Below are 22,792 nucleotides of genomic sequence, written 5' to 3' on the forward strand. Positions count from 1 at the left end.
AATAAACCGTTAATTCTGGCTGAGTTGCCCAAAAGCTGCTCCCAGGTTTTCTATTAAATCCGAAGCAATCAGCGAAATTGCACCTATCTGGTTGCGGGCTAAATCGCCGGCTAACCCGTGTATATAAACGCCCAGGCAACAAGCATCTAACGGCGAATATTTTTGGGCTACTAAAGCCGTAATAATGCCCGTAAGCACATCGCCGGTGCCGCCGGTAGCCATGCCGGGGTTGCCGGTAATATTAAAGTAAAGTTCGCCGGCCGGAGTGCCAATGCACGTATGGCCACCTTTTAAAACCACGTAGCACTGGTAATTACGGCAAAATTCCTGTAATAATTCCAGCCTATGATAATCGTTAGCAGCCGGACCAGCCAGGCGTTCAAATTCTTTCGGGTGCGGTGTTAAAATAGAATGCGCGGGCAGGTTAGCTTGTAAGTTTTCTTCCGCAATAATATTCAGCGCGTCGGCATCAATAACGAGCGGGGCAGGAGTAGTACTTAATAGCTGGCGTACCAGGTTTCTGGTGGCCGACTCTTTGCCTAAGCCAGGACCAATGCCAATGGCCTGGTAAATATTTAAATCCGGCAGTTGGGTCAGGTGAGTTTCTTCTGTATCCGGCAGCGTCATGGCTTCGGGTACCGCGGTTTGCAGCACAACATAACCAACCTTGGGACAATGCACAGAAAGTAAACCCACGCCGCTCCGCAAACAAGCCTGGGCCGCTAATGCCGCTGCCCCCATTTTGCCGTAACTACCCGCCAATAGCAAGGCATGGCCGTAGGTGCCTTTATGCGAAAATTTCCGGCGCGGTTTAAGTAAACCAGTTACCTGCTCCCGGCTAATAATATATTTATTTGTTTTAACCTCCTGCAAATAATCCGGACTTAAATTAATACTTACCAAGTGCCACTCGCCCACAAATTTTTCGTTTTGGGGTAGCAGAAAAGCGAGTTTGGGTACTTCAAAACTGAGTGTATACTGGGCCTGCACAATTGCATCTTCAGGCTGATTGGGCTGTTCTGTATATAAACCCGATGGCACATCAATGGCAATTTTTACAACTGGCAAGTTATTGAGGTAGTTGATTACTTCGGCAAAAATGCCGCTTACCGGACGGCTAAGGCCAGTGCCAAACAAACCATCTATCACTAAATCAGAACCCAATGTAGCCGGAATATCAGCAGCTTGCTTAATATTTATAACCGGAATAGCGGTTGGTAAACGTTCCTGATTGGTCAGAAAATCAGGGGAAAACTTCTTTTCCGGCGAAACAATCCAAACTGTTACAGAATAATGCAAGGCGTGTAGCATCCGGGCAATGGCTAACCCATCGCCGCCATTATTGCCTGGCCCGCAACAAACCAAAATGCTTTGCCCGTTGTCCGGAAATTTTCCGGTAAACCAATCGGTAAAAGTGTTGGCTGCCCGCTCCATTAACGCCGCCGAAGGAATATTTTCTTCCGCAATAGTTTGCCGGTCGGCTTCGCGAATTTGGGGAGCAGTCAGTATTTTCATAGGTTTAACAGGAGCGGTGAAGTTGTAAGTACTAGGTTTTAAGTACTAAGTACTAAGTTTATCAAAATCTGGTTAGATAGCGATAAAATATTTAGGAGCTTAATCTAGCTTTAAACTTAAGCTACTTAAACTTCCCTTTGAGCTTAATCGGCTTACCGGTCCAGTTCGCCCAGCACAATATCTACGGAACCCACAATGGCAATCATATCGGCAACCATGCAGCCCCGCGAAATTTCGTGTAGCACCGATAAATTAGAAAAGCACGGCGAGCGGCCTTTGCACCGGAACGGAATATCGGATTTGCCGGTTGCGCGGAAAAAATAGCCTAATTCACCGCGGGGCGTTTCGGCCCTAAAATATAATTCCTGTTCTTTCGGGCGTATTTTTTTCGGGCACATGGCCTGCGGATCAAAATCGGGGGTGCGTTTGCAATCCGTTTCTAAGTGGTCTAAACATTGGCGGATAATTTTAGACGACTCGCGGCATTCCAGGGCGCGTATGTAGTTGCGGTCCCAGCAGTCGCCGGTAGTACCCATAATGCCTTGGCCCACGGGTATATCAAATTCCAGTTCTGGGTAAACCGAGTAGCCATCTACCCGCCGCAAATCAAATTTAAGCCCCGATCCGCGCAGCATCGGGCCGGAGCAACCGTAATTAATGGCTACGTTAAGCGGCAGAACCCCAATATTGGCGGTGCGGTCTATGAATATTTTATTTTTCAGGAGGATGTCTTCAAATTCATCCAGTTTAGGTTGCAAATAATCGATAAACTCGCGGCAACGTTCTTCAAAGCCTATTGGCAAATCGTAGTAAAGGCCGCCAATCCAGATGTAATTATAAAGCATGCGCGCACCCGATACCCATTCGAGTAAACGCTGAATGTGTTCACGGTCGCGGAGCATCCACAAAAAAGGCGTATAGGCCCCAATATCAATGGCATAGGTGCCAATAGCCAGAAAATGCGAGGCAATTCGGTTTAGTTCGGCCACCAATACCCGGATAAATTCTACCCGGCGGGGCAACTGCCCATCAATCCCTAACATTTTCTCGACGCCCATGGCCCAAACGTGCTCCGAGTTCATGGCCGCCAAATAATCCATGCGATCTACGAACGGAATGGTCAGGTTGTAGGCGCGGGTTTCGGCGTGTTTCTCGAAACAGCGGTGCAGGTAACCAATATGGGGCACTACATCGGTTATTATTTCGCCGTCGGTAATTACCTCCAGGCGCAAAACGCCGTGCGTAGATGGGTGTTGCGGGCCCATGTTCAGCAGCATTTCCCCGGCTTTCAGGTTATCGGGGTTATGCAAAGTAGGCTCGGCCTGAATAATATAATTAGAATAGGGGGAGCTAGGTTGCGACATTTCTTTTTGTCTGTTGCCCAGAATTAAAACCTGCGGCAATATTTACTTTAGTTTTCGGCTGTTACTATTTAGCCGCAATTTTTAATTTGATTACCGGTAATGCTTTAAATATTAAGATTCGAAAGTTTTAAAATATTCGCCTTTAAAGCCGTTTACCTCGTTGTGGTTGTCGTAGCGCACTTTCAGGCCGTGGTAATATTCCGGCCATTCGTAATCGCGGCGCAACGGGTGACCTTCCCAATCGTGGGCGCATAAAATGCGGCGTAAATCGGGGTGGTTGGTAAAATTAATTCCCACCAAATCATAAGCTTCGCGTTCGTGCCAGTCGGCGGTGCGCCAGATATGGGTTACGGTAGGTACGTCGGGTAAGGTTCCGGTGGGAGTTAAACGCTCCGTAACTACTTTTAAAGTTAAGTGGTGGTCGTACGGGATAGAATATAAATTATAAATTACTTCGAGGGTACCCGCTTCCGGACCGTTATCTAAACCAGTAATACAGGCCAAATAATCGAAATAAGTTTGGGGATTGGAAAATAATTCCTGGCAAACATCGGCGAGCCGCTCCGTTTTAATAATTAAAAACGGTTGCGGATTTTGCGTGTTTTCGCCGGTAATTATTTCGGTGCCAAATCTGGCTATTATTAGTTCTTTTATTTCGTTGTAAGACACACTTTCTATCTTTAATATTTTACCGGAATCAGCTATTACTTTACCTGGTGGTAACGTTAATTAATTGGTGATGGTAGTTTAAGTTTAAGCGCCGTTAATTCTTAGCTTTAAAGATTTCTCCGTTTAAAGTGTTTTACCTAACGTATCAGGGTATATATTTTTCTAACTCGTCTGGATTTCTTCTCGAATCCCAAACCACAAGAATCAGGATTTCTTTTTCTTTAATTTCATAGAAAATAGAGAATGTACTTTTTATCAGAATCCGGACACTAGCATCAGAGGTCTGTCGGCCTAAGAAGAAGTTATTTTGAAGTTTTTCTATTATTTGAAAGATTTCGTCCGCCAGTTTTTTGCTATAGTCGCTGGTACCGTTTCTTTCAGTATAATATTGTAAAGTTGCTTTAAAATCAAGTTTAGCTTCTTTCGTCCAGATTATACGCTTTTTAGCCATGAATCAATTTCTTGTTTTATGCTTTCCTGAGAGAAAGTTTCTCCATTAGCATATTGTTGTCTGGCTTTATCTATTTTTTCCTGCTCAAACTGATTCAATTGGTAATTATCGTTTTCAACTTTAGAATCAGTCAATATTTTTAATGCATTTAAAAAGGCTTCGTCGTTGATAGCTTGAATGCGTTGAATTAATATATCTTTTAAACTGTTTGCTTCCATTTCTTCCAAATTAAAACCTGATTAAATTTATTCAAACCTCACAATTTAAGCTAAGCTTTGTATTTTTATTAACTTGTGCTCTAACTACTAATATAATAGTAAATAATTACGTAGTACAGCCAATTGGGGCGTATATAAGTAACTGAACTAACGAATATACTTATATAAAATAAGTTAACTTACCGCTTCCGTTTGCTGATTCTCGACTGATTCCGGCAGATTATGCTTTCCCAATAAATTCTGCACCGCTTTAGGTGCCAATAAACTTTCGTTCCGGATTTTTTCCTGTAGTTTCATAAAGCCGCCAATTAGGGCTTCGGGCCGGGGCGGACAACCGGATATATAAACATCAACCGGAATAATGCGGTCTACGCCTTTTACCACGTGGTAGCCTTCTTCCCAATAAGGGCCGCCGCAGTTAGAGCAATTACCCATCGAAATAACGTAGCGGGGCTCCGGCATTTGTTCGTAAAGCCGCCGGATGCGGTCGGCCATTTTAAAGGTAACGGTGCCCGAAATAATAATTACATCCGACTGCCGCGGCGAAGCCCTTGGGATAATGCCTAATCGGTCAATGTCGTAGCCCGAAGACCAGGCACCCATCATTTCGATGGCGCAACAAGCCAAACCAAACTGCATGGGCCACAACGCTGAAAGCCGAGCCCAGTTGAGCAAATCGTCTAATTTTGCAATAATTATATTGCCTTCTCCATCTTTCTCGCGCTCAAAACTCATAATGTAGCGGTTAGGGTTTAGCTTGTAGCTTAAACAATTGTTATTAATTTATTCTGTAATTAAACTTCGGCCGGTTTTTCTACTTTCTTAATCGGGTATTGCCGTTCGTTTACGCGCTGGTACAAATCGGCGGGTACCGGCGAATGAATGGTAGGAATAATGGGTTTAGGTTTAATCCAATCGAGGTGACCTTTTACCCAGGCATAAGCCAGGCCCAGCGCCAGAATGGCTATAAACAAGAACATCTCAGCCAAGGCAAACCAGCCCCATAAACCATCTGTAGCTTCTATTAAATCGCGCCGCCCAAATACCACGGCCCACGGAAACATAAATGCCAGTTCTACATCAAAAATGATAAATATTAAAGCAATTACGTAAAACCGCGGGTTAAACTGCACCCACGAGTTACCTACTGCTTCTTCGCCGCACTCGTACGTAGCCAGCTTTTCGGCGTTGGGCCGGTGCGGCCGGATTAAACGGGCCGTAAAAAGCCCGATTACAATAAAAATAGCGCCGCCAATCAGAAATAATAAGATAACGCCAAAATCCGATAAATATCCTGCTGCCATATCTTTAATATCTTAACCACAAAGATATATCCTATTTTACGTTTTTTTGTTTTTAATTATTCGCCCTCCAAAAGAACCAATAATATTCCTAACCTGTAGGCTGTACCTACATCCTGCTTTAAGAACGAAAATATTAAGTAGAATTATCTATAGCTAGGCGTAACATTTAGTGCCCGAAACCTGTTGAATTACCCTTATCTATTTATATATAATTGTAAATAGAAATTCCGCTGAACCTACTAATACCTAAACAAGGCTATGATAACCGGACGTGTACGTGCTCCTGAGTTAAATACCAGGCACGGTTGGCTTAATACCGATAAGAACTATACTTTAAAAGAATTACGAGGTAAAGTTGTGCTGCTCGATTTCTGGACCATGGGCTGCATTAACTGCCAGCACATTATTCCGGATTTAAACCGCTTAGAAGCGGAATACCCCGAAGAACTGGTGGTAATTGGGGTGCACTCAGCCAAATTCGACGCTGAGAAAAGCCAGAACAGCATCCGGAAAGCCATCTTAAAATTTGGCATTAACCACCCGGTTATCAACGATGCCGATTTTGAGTTATGGCGGCAGTACGCCATTAACGCCTGGCCCACCGTAGTATTAATTGATCCGGATGGGAATGTAATTGGCCAGAAAGCTGGCGAAAACATTTATGAAGTGGTTAAACCCAATATCGACCAGCTTATTCAGGATTTTGGGCCGAAGCTAAACCGCGAAATATTGCCGTTGCAGCCGGAAACTAGTCTGGATACACCTTTGCAATTTCCGGGCAAAATGATAGCCGCCGCCGATGGTAGTATTTTTTTATCGGATAGCGGGCATAACCGCATTTTACAAATTACTACAGAAGGGCAGGTGCTAGCCATAATTGGCAACGGCGAAGCCGGCTTTGATAACGGAACCTACGAAGAAGCAACTTTCCGGGAACCACAGGGTTTAGCCCTGAAAGGTAATATTTTGTACGTAGCCGATACCAAAAACAACGCCATTCGGCTGGTGGATTTAGTAGAAAGAACGGTGTTTACCGCTGCTGGCACCGGCGAACTGGAATATTATTTTTACCAGGAGAAACTAGATGAACCCGTAAACCCGAATAGTCCCTGGGATTTAGCCCTCGTGGATGAAGTGTTGTATATTGCCAATGCGGGCAATCACCAAATATTGCGCATGGATTTACGCACCGAAAAAGTGATGCGGTTTGCTGGCAACGGCCGCGAAGCCCTGGTGAATGGCCCCTTGCACGAAGCCAGTTTTAACCAGCCCAGCGGCCTGGCTCTGAAAGGTGATTTATTGTATGTAGCCGATGCCGAGGCCAGCGCTATTAGAGTTGTAGATGTAGCCGCCGGCACGGTACATACCTTGGTAGGTCATGGCTTATTCGATTTTGGCGATTTAGACGGAGCCGCCGATGTAGCGAAATTACAACACGCTGTTGGCCTGACGGTGGTAGACAGTAATTTATATATTGCCGATACCTACAACGGCAAAATAAAAGTGCTCGATTTAGAAAAGAAACGGGTACGTACCCTAATTGGCGGCCTGGATGAACCCAACGATGTAAAATTTATAAACGGCTTTTTGTGGGTTACCGATACCAACCATCACCAATTAATAAAAGTAAATTTAGAAACTAGCGAGAAACACCTGGTGCCAATCAGTTTTTAAAGCTGATTATACACTAAATAACAAGGCTTAAATAATTTAAAATTCGTATATTTTAAGGAGCGGTAATATTTGCTGCTCCTTAAAATATACGAATTTTAAATTAATACCATGTCGTTGTTATTTCAGGATTTTGCCAGTTGGGAAAAGCATTACCAGGAAACGGGCGAACCACTTTACCAGCCGGTTTTACAATACGAAATTGAGCAGAAAGACCGGACCGAAGCTTATATCTGGGAAAATATTGCCCGGGCTTACGACGTAATGCGCGAAGCCGTGAAAACCGGTTTAACCCAGAACATGACATCCCGCTCGGGTATGGTAAACAACGGTGCCAAAAAAGTTGCTGCCACACCAATAACGGTTCTTAGTCCTGATTTTAAATTGTTAATAGCGCGTACGTTGGGCGCTAAAGAAGTAAACTCGTGTATGGGCCGGGTGGTGGCAGCGCCTACGGCCGGGGCTTCGGGCATTTTACCCGGCATACTTACCACGTTGCAGGATATTCACCAACTCGATGACCGCAAAATTCACGAAGCGTTATTAGTAGCCGCCGGTATTGCTTTAATTATAGAAGAAAATGCCTCGTTGGCTGGGGCTGTAGGTGGTTGCCAGGCCGAAACCGGTAGTGCGGCGGCCATGGGGGCCGGAGCCATTGTGTATTGTCTGGGCGGTACGGTGCCGCAGGCTTTTAATGCGGTAGCTATTACCATCCAATGTATGCTGGGCTTGGTTTGCGATCCGGTGGCCGGGTTGGTAGAAGTGCCCTGCATTGTACGTAATGCCAGCGCCGCGGCCATTGCTTTTTCCTCGGCGCAAATTGCCATTGCCGGCGTAGACCCAGTTATACCCGTAGATCAATGTGTAATGGCTTTGGGCGAAGTAGGGCAGAGCATGGAAACCCGCTACAAAGAAACGGCCTTAGGTGGCCTAGCCAATACGCCCACCGGCCGGGCCATCGAAAAACAGGTACTGGTGCAGGATATCGAAATATTACCGGATACGCCGTCGGAATAAAATTATTCCTTGGAATTTACTGGTGGGTGATTTTTATAAATAAAATACGAGTAAACCACCGGGGTTACTACCAGCACACCCAGGTAAATAAAAAATACCCATTGTTTTTTGTGCCAGAAATCGAATATTAACAACAGTAGCGAACTCAGAACCCAAACCTGAGCCGTAAACCGGTGCGTTTTATTCCAAACATAGGAACTACTTAAAGTCCAGGGTGTTTTAATACCGATAAAATTATTTGGCCGGATACTACCTAAATAATTGCCCAAAAGCAGAAACAGACCAATTAATCCGTATTTTATTGTTAGTGCTACCGGTAACTCATAGCCCAACGCCATAAAGGAAAAAATAAAAAACAAATAAGTAATAAACAGGTGGGTAATTACCTGCAGAATATACCATTTGGGCTGAAAGACAGCATAACTTTTTCCTTTTGGGTCGAGGTGCGGCAATACCAGAAACAGCCCAAACAATAACAGGTTAAACGCCGCTAAACCCACAAAAGCCAGTTTGCTGCCGTAACCATCTGCTTCGCCATGCAGGTTCCAGTGCAGCGGCACGCGGGTGGGCAACTCGTTCCAGAATATTGCCAGAAAAATAAAGGGCAGAACAATTATTAGCAGCCGTAAACTTTCCTTTTGTAACCAGCTGGCCTTTTTTGCCTGCTGCATTTATTCAATTTCCAGTTGTGAAATCGAACTGGACATAACACCATCGGCACCCAGGGCCAGTACCCGGTTAATGGCTTGCGGGTCGTCTACGGTCCAGGGATACGTTTTGAAACCGCTGTTATGAAGTTCTTTTACAAAACCTTGGGTAGTAAAATATTGGTTGGCATTAATGGCCATGGCCCGGTCGTATTTATCGAAATTACCCCATTGTAACCTATGGTCGAAGTAAAGCGGAATAAAAGGAATTTTGGCTACTATTAATTTGTGTGTTGGCACGGCTAATTCGTTTTTCCAGATATTTTCTAAAACCGGGTCGTAGAAGGTTTGTAAAATACACCAGTTTTGGGCTTTGTTTTCCTGAATAATTGCTAAAATTTTATTTTCAATGCCATTATACAATCCGTCCCGGCCTTTTTTTATTTCAATAAGCAGCTTTTTTCTGCCTTTTACCAAAGCTAAGGTTTCGCTTAAGGTGGGTACACGCTCGTGCTGGTACGCCGAATCGTACCACAAGCCAGCGTCCAGCTTCTTTATTTCGGCCAGTGTTAGACTGGCAATGGTGCCTTGCCCGTTGGTAGTGCGGTTTACGGTGGCATCGTGCATTAAAATTATTGCACCGTCTTTTGTTTGGTGCACATCTACTTCTATGTAATCTGCCGGGCCTTGCAAGGCTTTTTTAACAGCGGCCAGGGTGTTTTCGGGGGCAACATCGGAAGCGCCCCGGTGGGCAATCAGGTTTATTTTTCGTCGCTGTTTGGTTAGTTGAATTTTTTCGTCTTTACCGGAATCGCAGGAAACAAAATACAAGGTTACACAGGCCATTATTCCCAGGCCTATTACAAACCGGTTAATTTTTAGCTGAAAGTTGTTGAATATTTTAGCCACGGCCATACTAATTATGCGAAGCTAATTTACAATAATAACTCGCATTAAAAATAGTTAGGGTAGCTTATATTTATTAACCCAAGTGTGTATACTAAGCTAATATTTACTTGTAAATAGAATAGTAAATAAGTCTTAAGTTCCGGTTTACGATAAGAGTACTTTGAAGGAATTTCAGAAGTTTGGGGCAAATAAAAAAAGCTCCTGGAACAAATGTTGGGAGCTTTACTTTATATTCTTTGGTAAGGATTGCTAAATATTGATTACCGGTTTTGAATTTCATCTTCTATAATGGCCGCCAGGTGTTGGAGTACGCGCTGGTCGGCTTCTGAAAAATCGCGCGGCTCTTTATCTACCACGCAAATAGAACCAACAGTATAGCCATCGGCAGTTTTTATAGGAGCACCGGCGTAAAACCGCAGGCCAAATTCCCCCACTACCAAAGGATTGGCCAATAAACAAGGTTCGGTGGTGGCGTTTTTGAAAACAGTTATGTCTTCGTTTAATACTACTAAAGAACAAAGGCTAACGCCGCGGTTTACTTCCAGGGTGTCTTCCATGCCCACATTAGCTTTAAACCAAACCCGGTCAGAATCTACGAAAGAAACCAGCGCAATCGGAACATTAAACATGTGTGCCGCCATAGCCGCCACATTCGCAAAAGATTTTTCGGTGGGTGTATCCAGTATTTGTAATTCGTGTAACCGGGCAAGTCTTTCTGTTTCGTTATCCGGAATAATGGGTACACCAAAAGTATTAAGCATGAGTATAAATTAAATGCGGAAATATTAAAGCTAGCTTACGGGTAAATAATTATTTCGGCTTAAACCAGCCGGAAAATTATTGGAGCCGGTAGTGGTTGGGTTAAATAAAAAGTTTTTTGGCTATTACGCCGGGTATAGAATAACCAGAAGCAGCATAAGGGGTAAACCGAAAAAAGAGGCTTATGTTTTGGGTAGTGTAGTTATTTGGGTGGGCAAAAGCCTTAATACTGAAAATATTGCTTAATAAGCCTATGGGGTTAGCAGCGGCTTACTAAGCAATATTATTATTTTTGCTGATGTTCTTTCCAGAGATCTTTAAAGGTTTTGGAAGGTACAGTAAGCGGCTCACGTTTTTTGCTCCAGGTATCTTTTAAGATTAAGCGCAAACCGTAATTTTTAAGGCCGGTTGGCACCAGGTTAACCCACGATTTGTGTTTCATGGCGGTTTCCCAAACCCGGAAAGCCATTTTTTCTTGCTTATCTACGTGGCCTTCGGCTACACTTTGCTGCCGGTTTAATAACAGTAAGCTATGCAAATTAATTTTAACCGGACAAACCGAGGTGCAAGCGCCGCATAACGAACTGGCGTAACTCAAATGCTTGTTATCGGCCATGCCTTCGTAGTGCGGCGATATAACCGAACCAATAGGGCCGCTGTAAGTAGTTTCGTAGGTGTGGCCGCCAATATTTTTGTAAACCGGGCAAACATTCAGGCAGGCGCCGCACCGGATACAGTTTAGCGCTTCGCGTTTTTCGGGCAAAGCCAGTAAATCGGTACGGCCGTTATCGAGCAGAATGACATACATTTCGTCGGGGCCGTCTTTTTCCTGAGGCTGCCTGGGGCCGGTAAAAATAGTATTGTAAACCGTTACATTTTGCCCGGTGCCGCTGGTTGCCAGCAAAGGCCAGAATAAATCCAAATCGTTTAAAGAAGGAATTACTTTCTCGATGCCAACAATGGCAATATGCGTTTTCGGGAATGTAGTAGACAAACGGCCGTTGCCTTCGTTTTCGGTTAGAGCCACGCCGCCAATATCCGAAATCAAAAAATTACCGCCGGTAATGCCTACTTCGGCCGAAGTATATTTGTCGCGGAGCAACATGCGGGCCGTTAACACCAGTTCCTGCGCATCATCGGTAGGCCGGATACGCAGTTTTTTTACGAACAGCTCGGCAATATCTTTTTTAGACATGTGCATGGCCGGCGTTACAATGTGGTACGGCCGCTGGTCGGCGAGCTGCACAATATATTCGCCCAAATCGGTTTCTACGGTATCAATGCCGTGCTTGCCCAAATATTCATTTAAATGAATTTCTTCGGTGGTCATCGATTTCGATTTTACCACTGTTTTCACCCGCCGGCGCTGCATAATTTGCCCAATTTCCCGCAGAGCTTCGTCTTTGTTCTGGGCCCAGATTACCTTGCCGCCCCGCTGCGTAAAATTGCGCTCGAACTCGTTTAAATATTTATCGAGGTTATTAATAACATTGGTTTTAATATAAGATGCCCGGGCACGCGCCAATTCGTGGTCTGCGTATTGGTTCAAACCATTTTTTACCGCAACATTATATTTGCCAATATTAAATCTTATTTTTCGCCGGTGTTCCAGATCAAATGCCTTCGCCTCGGAGTCCTGCAGAAATTGCTTTAATTTAATGCTCACTGTTTATATTTTTTAAGGGCAGCTTTCCAAGGTACTACCATTTATTACCAGTTGATTATAGCGGCTAATCTCCTCTGGAAAATGAACAAGAGTAAACCGCTTTAGAAAGAACGTAATAACCCGCCGTTTATGTCGCATCTCAAACGAGTTTTAATCAGCCTGATGCCATAGGGGTATAATACTACTGGCTTATTTACTAACCACTAATAGCTAATAACGTACTGGGCTTTACAGTAGCGTAGCTATAGTAAAGGTGTTGTAAGCAGTAATATTTCAACTTAGAAGATTTTATTTTTCTTATTTAAATAAAATTCTTCTGCTCTCTCGCTAAGAACACATCCCTTTTCTACTAAATAATGAAGACTCGTATACAACTCGGTTTCATTATTAGTATTCAAGCTTACTGTGATAATTGAATTAGTTCTTATAAAGTAAATATTATTAGTTTTTATCCAGATTAGGATATCAATTTTTTCAATTTCGCTATAATCAATTCTGCTAGTGAATAAAAATGCGCGATATTCAATGCCTGCTTCTGATAATATAAGTTTAGGATTGAAATTAGTAGAGGCGAAAGCAACCACCTTTGGCAAAAACTTAACACCTAGAAACCCAGCTTTTACTTTTATTTCTAGCCTTCCTTTTTCTCCTTCGACTTTAGGATTCATATTAATATTGCTTACAACTAATCCCCTGCCAGCTACTGCTTATTACTATCTACTTTCAGGCGTTCTTCGCGGTTTGCTATTTCCCAGGCCGTGTAAAAGGCCAGGCGGGATACTTTTTCGGCACTGTCAAATAATATTTTATCTACTTCGTCGCTGGGTTGGTGGTAATCGTCGTGCACGCCGTTGAAGTAAAAAATAATGGGAATCCGGTGCTTGGCAAAGTTGTAATGGTCGGAGCGATAGTAGAAACGGTTGGGATCGTTTTCGTCGTTAAACGTATAATCCAGCTTTAGCTTAACGTATTGCTGGTTGGCTTGCTCGTTTATCTGGTGCAATTCCGAAGAAAGTTTGTCTGCGCCAATCACATAAATATAATTGCTGTCTTTGGTACGCTCGTATTTTTTATCCATGCGACCAATCATATCAATATTTATGTTGGCTACCGTATTTGCCAGCGGAAACACCGGATTATTAGAATAATATTCGGAGCCTAGTAAACCTTTTTCTTCGGCAGTTACGGTCATAAACAGCATACTGCGGCGCGGACCAACGCCATCTTTCTTGGCTTGGGCAAAGGCTTCAGCCATTTCAATTACGGCTACCGTACCAGAGCCATCGTCGTTGGCACCGTTGAATATTTTATCGCCGGGTAAGTCTTCATTTACGCCTACGTGGTCGTAGTGCGCAGTTATCACCACAATTTCGTCTTTTTTATCCGTGCCTTCAATAAAGCCCAGTACGTTTTCGGTGGGCAGCGCCTGAATATCGCGGGTAGTTTTAACTTTTACGTTTTTAGCGCTGGAGAAAGCATTTGTACTTGGTTTGCCATTGGCAGCTGGGCGGTAAGCAAAAAGTTTCTCGGGCGTGGTATTCAGCAAAGCCGCACCTAAAGCCGGCGAAACATACAGCATACCGGTATTGGCTTGCCCATTGGTTTCGCTTTTCAGGCCAATGGTGGGGCGCTTGCCGTGGCTTTTTAACCGTTCGGTAAGTTCGTTAAATTCTGCGGCATTGGTACCGGTAACTACCAATATGCTCTTAGCGCCGTGTTTCATGGCGGCGTTGCGTTTGGTGCGCGGGTCGTTGCCCCAGTCCGAGGCTTTGCTGGTGCCGCTAACCAAATAATTGCCATTGCTGGCGCGGGGTTCGCCGGCCAGTACTACCACCATTTTGTCTTTCACGTTCAGGTTGGTGTAGTCCGAATATTTGGGCGCATCTATGCCGTGGCCGGCAAAAACTACTTCGGCGGTTTCTTCGGTTTGGTACGGCGAACTGCCTACTACAAAGAAATCTTGCTGCATCATAAATTTGCGGGAACCTACTGTTATATGGCCCTCGCCCCAGGCGCTTTTCTCTAAATCAAAAGTTTGGTAATAAGGACTGGTGCTGCTGTTTTTTACCGGGCCAACCAGGCCGTCTTCTTTAAATTCTTTAGCAATATAAGCCGCTGCCATTTTCTGGCCTTTTTGCCCGGTATCGCGGCCTTCGTACTCGTCGGAAGCCAGAATGTGCAGGTGCTTAGATAAATCGGCTGCCGTAATGGTAGCTGCGTATTTAGGTGCCGCCTCCGATAAGTTGCTGGCTTTGGCGGGTAACTGGCTGGTATTGCCGCTACCCTGCAAAGTAGGTTTGGGCGCACAACCTGCCCCCAAGGCTAAAAATAGGATAAAAGGATAAAGTGATTTATTCATATAAAGTTTTTGTAGGTCTGGGTTGTGTAAGTTAAGTATTAATCTTTGTAAATAAGTACGGTTGCATACGCAGCAACGCCTTCTTTGGTGCCTACAAAGCCTAACTTTTCGGTAGTGGTGGCTTTAACCGAAATATCGTCTTCGGGTATGTTCATTACCTCGGCCAAACAGGTTTTCATGGCCGGAATATGTGGGTTTACTTTAGGCTCCTGCAAACAAACCGTAGAATCGATGTTGCCAATGGCGTAACCGTTTTCGGTTAAAAGCGCTACCACGCGCTGCAGCAATATTTTAGAGTCGATGCCTTTGTATTGCGGATCTTTGTCGGAGAAATGATAACCAATATCGCGGAGGTTGGCTGCGCCCAGCAAGGCATCGCAAATAACGTGTATTAATACATCGGCATCGGAGTGGCCCAGCGCCCCGTGCGTATGCGGAATTTTAATGCCGCCTAACCAGAAATCAAGTCCTTCGCGCAACTGGTGTACATCGTAGCCGAAGCCTGTTCTTATTTTCATAGGAGTGATTGTTTATACAAATTTCTTAAAAAATGCCGAATGCGCTTCTTTTAATAAGAAGTAATTGTTGATAACTGAGGTTAATGCAATTTATGTTATAAGTAAGTGTGGTTATGTAATTGTAATAAATGAATGATTTTAATTTTTTATGATTGTAATTAATAGGAATAAACCTTTTAAAATATTGTAAATAAAGCTTTAAAATATAATTATTACGCTTTTGTATTTTTATTAAATATTTAATTATGTTTGCATACTGAATATTGTAAAACAATTTATCTCTTATGAATAATTCTACTCTTGTTGGGTTAGAAACTGTTGTGGATGTACTGCTTAGGGCCCAAGTTGCTAACGTAAAGTCGTTTAAAACATTGGCCTTGCAATGTCTGAAACAAGGACTGGTAATTTTAACGGTGCTACTGTATTTTGCCGGTAGTGCCCATGGCCAGGCAAACCGGGCCGTTTCGGAAATTATTACGGATTTTGGCGGCTATTGGCGGAGTGGCGTTGGCGCTATTAATACGGTAAAGCCCAACAACAGTCATAATTTGTTAGCATTTAAGTATAATAACGTTACTTATTCCACCGGGGTAAACGATAAAACACTTTCTTTAAGAGGTATTAGCCATAGTCCAATGGCTTTTGTAGCCTTACCGGTAACTTCTGTGCCGGGTACCGTAACCTCCAATACTAAAATTGGTTTAGGATCTATGTACGATGGGGTAGCCGTTGGACCCAGCAACCCGCCGCCAGCTAATAATATTCCGCTCTATCTTTCGGATGGCGTAAATGGTCTGGATTTAGGAACCTGTGTGGCCAATTTACCAGCGGGTACGATGTCTTTTGCTATTACCAGTGTGTCGGCGGCGGCTATCGGCGATGGTATTCCGGATGTGCTGGTAACCCAGGTGGCCGACCCTTCCGGTACTTCTTTTGACCGCTATAGCTTTACCGATGTTAATGGCACCCAGATAGGTACGCCACTAGACATTATATTTTCTAATATCAGCCCGGTTGGGCAGTGGCTAGGTGACTTTTATGAAGCTAGCGTTACTCCCATGACCTTAAGCAATGCTACCGGTAGTACGTTTACCAATGGTTCCAGGGATATACGTTTATGGGCCGCCGACTTCTCTGATTTTGGTATAACCAGCGCTAATATCAGCAATATTCGCAATTTCCAGATAAAATTATCCGGGGTAAGCGATGTGGCATTTGTGGCGCACAATAATTCTTCTTTTAAATCTACAAATCCAATAGGTAATATTTTGCCGGTAAACCTTACTTACTTTACCGGTAAAAGTCAGAGCGGGCAAACAATGTTGTCGTGGCAAACGGCTACCGAAAAGAACAACCAATATTTTGCCGTAGAAACCAGTACCGACGGAAAAGGTTTTGAAACATTAACAACTTTAGCGGGTGCCGGCAATAGTACAGCTAAAATTAACTACAATTATACCCACACCAAACCAGCCATTGGTGGTAATTATTACCGGTTAAAACAAGTAGATACAAACGGCGATTTTGAATACAGTAAAATAATTTTTGTTAAAAACCAGGTTGCCGAACGCGCATTAACGCTTTATCCAAATCCGGCCCACGGGGTAGTAAATGTTGCCCATGATTTAGCTACTGGTAAAGAGCAAATACAGGTACTCAATATTATGGGCAAGGTGCTGTTGCGCAAGCAACCCGAAGTTGCAGCCAGGCAAACCAAACTGGTAGTAACAAGTTTATCAAAAGGTTATTACCAGGTAGTTTATATCTCGGCTACCGGCACTAAATCGGTGAAAAAGCTGGTTATAGAGTAGTTTAATATTTTGTAAAACAGTAAGTTATAAATAAAAAATCCCCGGCTTAAATTATGTAAGCCGGGGATTTTTTATTTATATGTAAATTTTTGTGTTGCAATAATTAAATTTCGGCTGTTGCGGCTTCTTCTGCTTCTTTTGGATCGGCGTGATAAATTAACGTGGCGCAATTATCGGGGCGCAGCATTTGCCGGGATTCCTGCAAAATATCCTGCGCCGTAACAGCTTGTACTTTTTCACTTTCCAGGTTTATCAGGTTGGCATCGCCTAATAATTTGCTGTGGGCTAAGTTCATGGCGCGGTTTAGCAATTCTATTTCGGAGAACACAATCGAGGCTTCGGCGTGGTTTTTTACTTTGGTTAGTTCTTCTTCGCTTATTAGTTCCTCCATTAATTTCTGATTAATTTCTTCTATGGCCGCATTGGCTACCTGGGCATCCACGCCTTCGTTTAACTTACCCTGAATTACGAGCAAGCCTTTTTCGTTAGAGCCGGTACAAGAAGCACTAATGGAGTTAAATAATTTACGTTCTTTTACCAGTTCGCTGTATAACCTAGACGATTTTCCCCGGCCCAGAATATCGCTTACCAAATCGGCGGCATAATAATCTGCATCGTTGCGGCCGGGCATCAGGTAAGTTTTGTAAATACCCGTTAGGGGTACGTTGGCGGTATGCTCCAATAATTTGGCTTCGGTCCGAACAGGTTCGGAAGGCAGGTTGCGCTCGTATTTTTCGCCGGACGGAATCGGGCCAAACCATTTTTCAGAAAGTTCGCGGGCTTTGTCAAAAGTAATATTGCCGGCAATTACCAATATGGCGTTTATCGGCGAATAATGTTTCCGGAAAAAGCTGCGCACATCTTCCATTCTGGCATCGGCTATGTGCGAAATTTCTTTACCAATGGTGGGCCATTTATACGGGTGCACGTCGTAAGACAAAGGCCGCAGTTTTAGCCACACATCGCCGTAAGGCTGGTTTAAATAATTTTGTTTAAACTCTTCAATTACCACTTTGCGCTGTACTTCCAGGCCGTTCTCATCGAAAGCCAAACCCAGCATCCGGTCAGATTCGAGCCAGAAACCGGTTTCAATATTCTGGGCCGGCACCGATAAATAATAGTTGGTAATATCGGGGCTGGTAAAAGCATTATTTTCGCCGCCTACTTTTTGCAGCGGCTCGTCGTAACTCGGAATATTTACCGAGCCGCTAAACATTAAATGCTCAAATAAATGCGCAAAACCGGTTTGGGATTCGGCTTCGTCTTTCGAGCCTACGTCGTACAACACGTTTAACACGGTCATGGGTGTGGTAAAATCTTCGTGTACTACCACCCGCAGGCCATTATCTAAGGTAAATTCTTTAAAATCTATCACGGGCTAATTATTTCTTTTTAAGCTGGAAAATTTATTCCTGATGCCGGTGCCACCTCTATGGCAAAAGCATACGGAAAACGAATTGATATGGATAATTCTTTTCAAAATTCGACATTTAAAACAAGAGATTCAATAAATGTTAGTTTTTACCTTAATTTTGAATAATTTTTAGTTGCCCAAGATGAATTTTAACCGCAAACAATATACCGACGACGATTTACTGGCCTTATACCGGGGCATATTGCTGCCCCGCCTGATTGAAGAACGCATGCTGATTTTGCTCCGGCAAGGCCGCATTACCAAATGGTTTTCGGGTATTGGGCAGGAAGCTATTTCGGTAGGGGCTACGCTGGCGTTAAACCCCGATGAATATATATTGCCGCTGCACCGCAATTTAGGTGTTTTTACCGGCCGTAATATTCCTTTGGAACGGTTGTTTGCGCAATTTCAGGGAAAGAAAACCGGCTTTACCAAAGGCCGCGATCGGTCGTTTCACTTTGGCAGCAAAGAACACCACATTGTGGGCATGATTTCGCACCTGGGGCCGCAACTAGCTGTTGCCGATGGTATTGCCTTAGCCGATTTGCTGGATAAAAAACAAAAAGCAACTTTGGTTTTTAGCGGTGATGGTGGCGCCAGCGAAGGCGATTTTCACGAGGCTTTAAATGTAGCGGCTGTCTGGAGTTTGCCGGTTATATTTATGATCGAAAATAATGGCTACGGTCTTTCCACGCCCAACAGCGAGCAGTTTAAATTCGCCAGTTTTATCGATAAAGGTCCGGCTTACGGCATCGATACCTTGCAGATAGATGGCAACAACGTGGTAGAAGTGTACGATACGGTGCGGCAGGCCGCTGCCAGCCTCCGCCAAAATCCTCGCCCCATATTAATCGAAGCCATGACTTTCCGGATGCGGGGCCACGAAGAAGCTTCCGGCACCAAATACGTACCGCAGGAATTGTTCGAGAAATGGACCAAGAAAGATCCGGTTGAAAATTTCGAAAAATATCTCCTCGACGAAATGGTGCTGACCGCCCGGTCGCAAGTGGCTATTCGGGAAGAACTTAAAAATTTAATAGAAGATGGCCTGGAAAAAGCTTTTGCTGTACCCCTGCCCGAACCAGATTTGGCCGAAGAACTGGCCGATATGTACCGCTCGTTTAACCAGGTGTTAATAGCGCCAACTAGTGCAGATACTACCGAAAAACGGTTTGTAGATGCTATTGCGGATGGGTTGCGGCAAAGCCTGGAGCGCTACCCCGAACTAGTAATAATGGGACAGGATATTGCGGAGTACGGCGGCGTTTTTAAAGTAACCGAAGGTTTTGTGGAGCAGTTTGGCAAGCAACGCATTCGCAACACGCCATTGTGCGAATCGGCTATTGTGGGTATTGGTTTGGGCATGTCGGTGAAGGCGAAGAAATCGGTAATAGAAATGCAGTTTGCCGATTTTGTGACTTGTGGCTTTAATCAGGTGGTAAATAATTTAGCTAAATCGCATTACCGCTGGGGCCAGAACGCCGACGTAGTAATCCGGATGCCAACTGGGGCGGGTACCGCCGCCGGACCATTCCATTCGCAATCGAACGAAGCCTGGTTTTTCCATACGCCCGGTTTAAAAGTTGTGTATCCATCCAGCCCCTACGATGCCAAAGGGTTGTTAAATGCGGCCATCGAAGATCCTAACCCGGTACTGTATTTCGAGCATAAATTATTATACCGTTCTATTGCCAGCCAAATTCCCGACGATTATTATACCTTAGAAATTGGTAAAGCCAAAATGGTTACCGAAGGCAGTGATATTTCAATAATAACCTACGGCATGGGCGTACATTGGGCCGCACACTTATTGCAAACCATGCCCGAAGTAAGCGCCGATATTTTGGATTTGCGTACTTTGCTACCTTGGGATCAGGAAGCGGTGGCCAGAACCGTTAAGAAAACCGGTAGGGTGCTTATTTTGCACGAAGATACTTTAACCGGTGGCATTGGCGCCGAGATTAGCGCCTGGATATCAGAAAATTGCTTTACTTACCTCGATGGACCGGTTATTCGGGTAGCCAGCCTCGATACGGCCGTACCTTTTTCGCCGCCGCTGGAGCAGCAGTTTTTACCGGTGCAGCGCCTGCAAGAAAAAGTAGAGCAACTGCTTAAATATTAATGGGTTAAGCCTAACTGTAACATGCTCAAGTTTTCATTTGATAAAAAACCAGGAGCAACTTATAGTTATTTTGGTGGGGCTGTTTGCATCGTATTTATTAAATTATAAATATGTATTTATTCTTTATTTTTGAACAATTGCATAAATCTGATTGTCTTTGAAAGTAGTAAGAAGTTCTTTTTTAATGTTATTGGCAGCGAGCTTGTTACTGGCAAGTTGCCGGAATGGTAAAATTCCGTGTCCTAAGTTTGGTACCGATAAGAAATTTGGCTTGTTTAAAACAAAATCAGTTTCGGGTAAGTCCAGCGAAGGCCCGCTGGGCGAAAAGGTAGATTACGGGAAAGATGGCTTAATCAAGAAAAATAAATATAAGTATTTGAGAAACAAACCTAAACGCAAAAAGTATAGAAGTAGGTAATGCTAAAACCGGCGGCTATGGAAATGAAATTTACATTTACTAAAAATATAATTTTTGCTGTAGCTGGCGGGTTGCTTTTACTGGTAAGTATTGTGCCAACCTTTGCCCAAACAACGTACACCACCCCGGCTAAAATTAAAGCCGATACCAGGAAAAGTAAAAGAGAGGCCGTTGCTTATAAAGCCGACCACAAAGAAACCCATTTGGATGTGGCCCCCTATAACTATAAAATAGGAAAGGCTGGACGCAAGCCAAGGATGGTAGACGAAGAACCTACGGATTATAGCAACGATAAAGAAAAAAACGCGCTTTTTGAAAGCCCGAAAAAGATAAATAAAAAGAAGAAGCTTTTGCAAGCGCAAAAGCAAGAATAAAGTTTAATAGGAGTATGGTTAATTGGAACGCTTTAACGCAACAAAATCAGATACAGGAAATAATAACCGAATCGAAAGAAACACCTGTAATAATATTTAAACATAGTACCACCTGCGCCATTAGCGCTACGGCCAAAAACCGGCTGGAGCGGCAATGGGCCGATGCCGGTATAAAAGGCGTAAAAACTTATTATTTAGATTTACTGGCGCATCGGCCGGTATCTAACCAGGTAGCGCAGGTATTTGGAGTAGAGCATCAATCGCCCCAATTATTGGTAATAAAAAATGGCGTTTGCCAGTATGATGCCTCGCACTTAGGTATAAACCTGAACGAAGTTAAAAAAAATATAGCCTAACGGTTAAACACAGCTAAATAACAAAGGGCCAGATACTAAGTAATCTGGCCTTTCGTTAATAAGGCAGCATAAATAAAATTAAGTTAGTTTCCTGGTTACGGTTTTAAACAGAAGGAAAGTTAAAATTTACCGGATAAGTGGGTTGCAACAAATAACAAGTCATGCTTGTTGTTTAGGTTGCATGCTGGTGCAAGGTAAGCGGCGGGAAAAGACCGGATAAAGAAATAAAATTTAGTTTTCAGTATTTTCAGGTATTAACCTGATTTTGTTCGTGCCGTAAATTATATATATTTAAGTAAATATTAACAGCTTGTTTTGTGTTGAAAATAAATCTACTCTTTTGTGCCTTCTTGATGTTAGTTTCTACGGCGTGGGCACAGCAGCACGATGAAGAAGCCTACCGGCGGGAGTTTAACTACGGCATTAACTTTAATTCTAACGGCGGGCTGATCGGTGGCGGTATGATCAAAGCTTCGCAATACCTGAAGCCTAACTGGTCTAAGTTCTGGGCCCTGGAGATTGTAGAAGTGAAGCACCCGAAAGAAAAAGGCAACCGGGTTTTCAGTCAGGAAACCGGCAACTCTTTTATTTTTGGTAAAAGCAATTATTTATATGCCCTGCGGCCGCATTATGGCCGGGAGTATGTGTTTTTCCGGAAAGCACCCGAATCGGGTGTGCAGGTAAACGGTATTTTTGCGGGTGGACCCACCATTGGGTTATTGGTGCCTTATTATATTGTATACGATTATAGCACCAATTCCGGCCCCAGACCAGGTGGGCAAACCGATTACCGCACCGAACAATACGACCCAATTAAGCACGACAGTAACGAACGTATCCGCGGGAATGCGGGCTTTTTATCCGGATTTGGACAAACTAATTTTAACCTGGGCTTACACGCAAAAACCGGTGTAAGTTTTGAATACGGCCGCTACCGCGAAGATGTAACCGGGGTAGAAGTAGGTTTTTTATTTGAAGCCTATCCTAAAAAGATGATACTGGTGCCGCGCGCCAATAATACCAGTTTCTTTTCTTCGGTTTATTTAATTTTGTACTACGGCCGCCGCAAATAATATTTATTAAAGCTGAGAAGGGCATAGCTGTAGCAAATAAATATTACGCTAGGGTATTCCTTCTTTTGGGTAAAATTTACAATCCTCTCTTTCTCCACCGCAAAATTTACACTAACTGTAATCTTTCCGGCCCTTGGGCTGTTGTATATTAGCTATT

Annotated in this window: 22 protein-coding genes; 7 read left to right on the forward strand and 15 right to left on the reverse strand. The window is 43.7% G+C overall.

All coding sequences use genetic code 11. The annotated features are described in order from the left end of the window. Positions 1-9: 9 nt before the first annotated feature. From F0145_RS12200 to F0145_RS12230, 7 genes are all read right to left on the reverse strand, one after another. Positions 10-1,515 carry an NAD(P)H-hydrate dehydratase gene (locus tag F0145_RS12200; RefSeq protein WP_150088692.1) on the reverse strand — a complete coding sequence of 502 codons (1,506 nt, stop codon included), beginning with the start codon at positions 1,513-1,515 and terminating at the stop codon, positions 10-12. A gap of 152 nt (positions 1,516-1,667) precedes the next feature. Further along, a complete protein-coding gene (locus F0145_RS12205) occupies positions 1,668-2,879 on the reverse strand; it encodes an NADH-quinone oxidoreductase subunit D (protein WP_150088815.1) in 1,212 nt (403 codons plus the stop codon). A gap of 111 nt (positions 2,880-2,990) precedes the next feature. Then, positions 2,991-3,548, reverse strand: coding sequence for an NADH-quinone oxidoreductase subunit C (locus F0145_RS12210; protein ID WP_150088693.1), 558 nt, complete (start codon positions 3,546-3,548; stop codon positions 2,991-2,993). Positions 3,549-3,693: 145 nt separating this feature from the next. Beyond that, entirely contained in the window at positions 3,694-3,999 is a 306-nt protein-coding gene (locus F0145_RS12215; RefSeq protein WP_150088694.1) for a type II toxin-antitoxin system RelE/ParE family toxin, read from the reverse strand. After that, the gene (locus F0145_RS12220; protein ID WP_150088695.1) at positions 3,981-4,226 is read right to left on the reverse strand and encodes a hypothetical protein; all 246 of its coding nucleotides are present in this window, start codon (positions 4,224-4,226) and stop codon (positions 3,981-3,983) included. Before F0145_RS12220 ends, F0145_RS12215 begins: the two co-directional genes overlap by 19 nt. A 165-nt stretch (positions 4,227-4,391) precedes the next feature. Continuing rightward, on the reverse strand, positions 4,392-4,952 hold the full coding sequence (locus F0145_RS12225) for an NADH-quinone oxidoreductase subunit B (RefSeq protein WP_150088696.1): 561 nt from the start codon (positions 4,950-4,952) through the stop codon (positions 4,392-4,394). Between the two features lie 59 nt (positions 4,953-5,011). Continuing rightward, positions 5,012-5,521 (reverse strand): NADH-quinone oxidoreductase subunit A, encoded by a 510-nt coding sequence (locus F0145_RS12230; protein WP_150088697.1) that lies wholly within the window; start codon positions 5,519-5,521, stop codon positions 5,012-5,014. A 258-nt stretch (positions 5,522-5,779) separates the two neighbouring features. On the opposite strand from F0145_RS12230, the gene F0145_RS12235 reads away from it, so the two are divergent. Both F0145_RS12235 and sdaAA read left to right on the forward strand, forming a co-directional pair. Further along, the gene (locus tag F0145_RS12235) at positions 5,780-7,195 is read left to right on the forward strand and encodes a thioredoxin-like domain-containing protein (protein WP_150088698.1); all 1,416 of its coding nucleotides are present in this window, start codon (positions 5,780-5,782) and stop codon (positions 7,193-7,195) included. A gap of 108 nt (positions 7,196-7,303) precedes the next feature. Further along, positions 7,304-8,209: an L-serine ammonia-lyase, iron-sulfur-dependent, subunit alpha gene (gene sdaAA / locus F0145_RS12240; RefSeq protein WP_150088699.1), complete on the forward strand. Its 906-nt coding sequence runs from the start codon at positions 7,304-7,306 to the stop codon at positions 8,207-8,209. Positions 8,210-8,211: 2 nt separating this feature from the next. Here the strand turns inward: sdaAA and F0145_RS12245 are convergent, their stop codons facing one another. From F0145_RS12245 to ispF, 7 genes are all read right to left on the reverse strand, one after another. After that, on the reverse strand, positions 8,212-8,880 hold the full coding sequence (locus tag F0145_RS12245; RefSeq protein ID WP_150088700.1) for an SdpI family protein: 669 nt from the start codon (positions 8,878-8,880) through the stop codon (positions 8,212-8,214). After that, a complete protein-coding gene (locus tag F0145_RS12250) occupies positions 8,881-9,765 on the reverse strand; it encodes a glycerophosphodiester phosphodiesterase (RefSeq protein WP_190277537.1) in 885 nt (294 codons plus the stop codon). It lies immediately after the preceding gene. 260 nt (positions 9,766-10,025) lie between these two features. Beyond that, positions 10,026-10,526, reverse strand: a complete 501-nt coding sequence (locus F0145_RS12255; protein WP_150088702.1) for a GAF domain-containing protein — start codon at positions 10,524-10,526, stop codon at positions 10,026-10,028. A 284-nt stretch (positions 10,527-10,810) separates the two neighbouring features. Beyond that, positions 10,811-12,190, reverse strand: a complete 1,380-nt coding sequence (locus tag F0145_RS12260; RefSeq protein WP_150088703.1) for a LutB/LldF family L-lactate oxidation iron-sulfur protein — start codon at positions 12,188-12,190, stop codon at positions 10,811-10,813. A gap of 278 nt (positions 12,191-12,468) precedes the next feature. Next, positions 12,469-12,858 carry a hypothetical protein gene (locus F0145_RS12265; RefSeq protein WP_150088704.1) on the reverse strand — a complete coding sequence of 130 codons (390 nt, stop codon included), beginning with the start codon at positions 12,856-12,858 and terminating at the stop codon, positions 12,469-12,471. A 32-nt stretch (positions 12,859-12,890) separates the two neighbouring features. Further along, positions 12,891-14,549, reverse strand: a complete 1,659-nt coding sequence (locus tag F0145_RS12270; protein WP_150088705.1) for a M28 family peptidase — start codon at positions 14,547-14,549, stop codon at positions 12,891-12,893. Between the two features lie 38 nt (positions 14,550-14,587). Next, complete coding sequence (ispF, locus tag F0145_RS12275) at positions 14,588-15,067, reverse strand: 2-C-methyl-D-erythritol 2,4-cyclodiphosphate synthase (protein ID WP_150088706.1); 480 nt, start codon at positions 15,065-15,067, stop codon at positions 14,588-14,590. Between the two features lie 284 nt (positions 15,068-15,351). Between ispF and F0145_RS12280 the strand changes: the two genes are divergently transcribed. Further along, positions 15,352-16,878: a T9SS type A sorting domain-containing protein gene (locus F0145_RS12280; protein WP_150088707.1), complete on the forward strand. Its 1,527-nt coding sequence runs from the start codon at positions 15,352-15,354 to the stop codon at positions 16,876-16,878. A 103-nt stretch (positions 16,879-16,981) separates the two neighbouring features. Here the strand turns inward: F0145_RS12280 and F0145_RS12285 are convergent, their stop codons facing one another. Further along, the gene (locus F0145_RS12285) at positions 16,982-18,253 is read right to left on the reverse strand and encodes a M16 family metallopeptidase (protein WP_150088708.1); all 1,272 of its coding nucleotides are present in this window, start codon (positions 18,251-18,253) and stop codon (positions 16,982-16,984) included. Between the two features lie 181 nt (positions 18,254-18,434). On the opposite strand from F0145_RS12285, the gene F0145_RS12290 reads away from it, so the two are divergent. The 4 genes from F0145_RS12290 to F0145_RS12305 all read left to right on the forward strand — a co-directional run bounded on the left by F0145_RS12290 (position 18,435) and on the right by F0145_RS12305 (position 22,635). Further along, positions 18,435-20,414, forward strand: coding sequence for an alpha-ketoacid dehydrogenase subunit alpha/beta (locus F0145_RS12290; protein ID WP_150088709.1), 1,980 nt, complete (start codon positions 18,435-18,437; stop codon positions 20,412-20,414). 441 nt (positions 20,415-20,855) lie between these two features. Beyond that, positions 20,856-21,206, forward strand: a complete 351-nt coding sequence (locus F0145_RS12295; protein WP_150088710.1) for a hypothetical protein — start codon at positions 20,856-20,858, stop codon at positions 21,204-21,206. Between the two features lie 14 nt (positions 21,207-21,220). Continuing rightward, positions 21,221-21,562, forward strand: a complete 342-nt coding sequence (gene ytxJ, locus F0145_RS12300; protein WP_150088711.1) for a bacillithiol system redox-active protein YtxJ — start codon at positions 21,221-21,223, stop codon at positions 21,560-21,562. 353 nt (positions 21,563-21,915) lie between these two features. Next, entirely contained in the window at positions 21,916-22,635 is a 720-nt protein-coding gene (locus tag F0145_RS12305) for a hypothetical protein (protein WP_223816026.1), read from the forward strand. The last annotated feature ends 157 nt before the right edge of the window (positions 22,636-22,792 follow it).

It is taken from the genome of Adhaeribacter rhizoryzae (assembly GCF_008629685.1).
In the GTDB taxonomy this organism is placed as follows: Bacteria; Bacteroidota; Bacteroidia; order Cytophagales; family Hymenobacteraceae; genus Adhaeribacter; species Adhaeribacter rhizoryzae.

What these genes read in the sequence shown, in the direction of transcription:
- ispF (WP_150088706.1), bottom strand. Translation starts at nt 15,067, where the DNA reads ATGAAAATAAGAACAGGCTTCGGCTACGATGTACACCAGTTGCGCGAA.
- F0145_RS12305 (WP_223816026.1), top strand. Translation starts at nt 21,916, where the DNA reads ATGTTAGTTTCTACGGCGTGGGCACAGCAGCACGATGAAGAAGCCTAC.
- F0145_RS12245 (WP_150088700.1), bottom strand. Translation starts at nt 8,880, where the DNA reads ATGCAGCAGGCAAAAAAGGCCAGCTGGTTACAAAAGGAAAGTTTACGG.
- F0145_RS12205 (WP_150088815.1), bottom strand. Translation starts at nt 2,879, where the DNA reads ATGTCGCAACCTAGCTCCCCCTATTCTAATTATATTATTCAGGCCGAG.
- F0145_RS12225 (WP_150088696.1), bottom strand. Translation starts at nt 4,952, where the DNA reads ATGAGTTTTGAGCGCGAGAAAGATGGAGAAGGCAATATAATTATTGCA.
- F0145_RS12295 (WP_150088710.1), top strand. Translation starts at nt 20,856, where the DNA reads ATGAAATTTACATTTACTAAAAATATAATTTTTGCTGTAGCTGGCGGG.
- F0145_RS12280 (WP_150088707.1), top strand. Translation starts at nt 15,352, where the DNA reads ATGAATAATTCTACTCTTGTTGGGTTAGAAACTGTTGTGGATGTACTG.
- F0145_RS12270 (WP_150088705.1), bottom strand. Translation starts at nt 14,549, where the DNA reads ATGAATAAATCACTTTATCCTTTTATCCTATTTTTAGCCTTGGGGGCA.
- F0145_RS12230 (WP_150088697.1), bottom strand. Translation starts at nt 5,521, where the DNA reads ATGGCAGCAGGATATTTATCGGATTTTGGCGTTATCTTATTATTTCTG.
- ytxJ (WP_150088711.1), top strand. Translation starts at nt 21,221, where the DNA reads ATGGTTAATTGGAACGCTTTAACGCAACAAAATCAGATACAGGAAATA.
- F0145_RS12235 (WP_150088698.1), top strand. Translation starts at nt 5,780, where the DNA reads ATGATAACCGGACGTGTACGTGCTCCTGAGTTAAATACCAGGCACGGT.
- F0145_RS12290 (WP_150088709.1), top strand. Translation starts at nt 18,435, where the DNA reads ATGAATTTTAACCGCAAACAATATACCGACGACGATTTACTGGCCTTA.
- F0145_RS12255 (WP_150088702.1), bottom strand. Translation starts at nt 10,526, where the DNA reads ATGCTTAATACTTTTGGTGTACCCATTATTCCGGATAACGAAACAGAA.
- F0145_RS12265 (WP_150088704.1), bottom strand. Translation starts at nt 12,858, where the DNA reads ATGAATCCTAAAGTCGAAGGAGAAAAAGGAAGGCTAGAAATAAAAGTA.
- sdaAA (WP_150088699.1), top strand. Translation starts at nt 7,304, where the DNA reads ATGTCGTTGTTATTTCAGGATTTTGCCAGTTGGGAAAAGCATTACCAG.
- F0145_RS12200 (WP_150088692.1), bottom strand. Translation starts at nt 1,515, where the DNA reads ATGAAAATACTGACTGCTCCCCAAATTCGCGAAGCCGACCGGCAAACT.
- F0145_RS12215 (WP_150088694.1), bottom strand. Translation starts at nt 3,999, where the DNA reads ATGGCTAAAAAGCGTATAATCTGGACGAAAGAAGCTAAACTTGATTTT.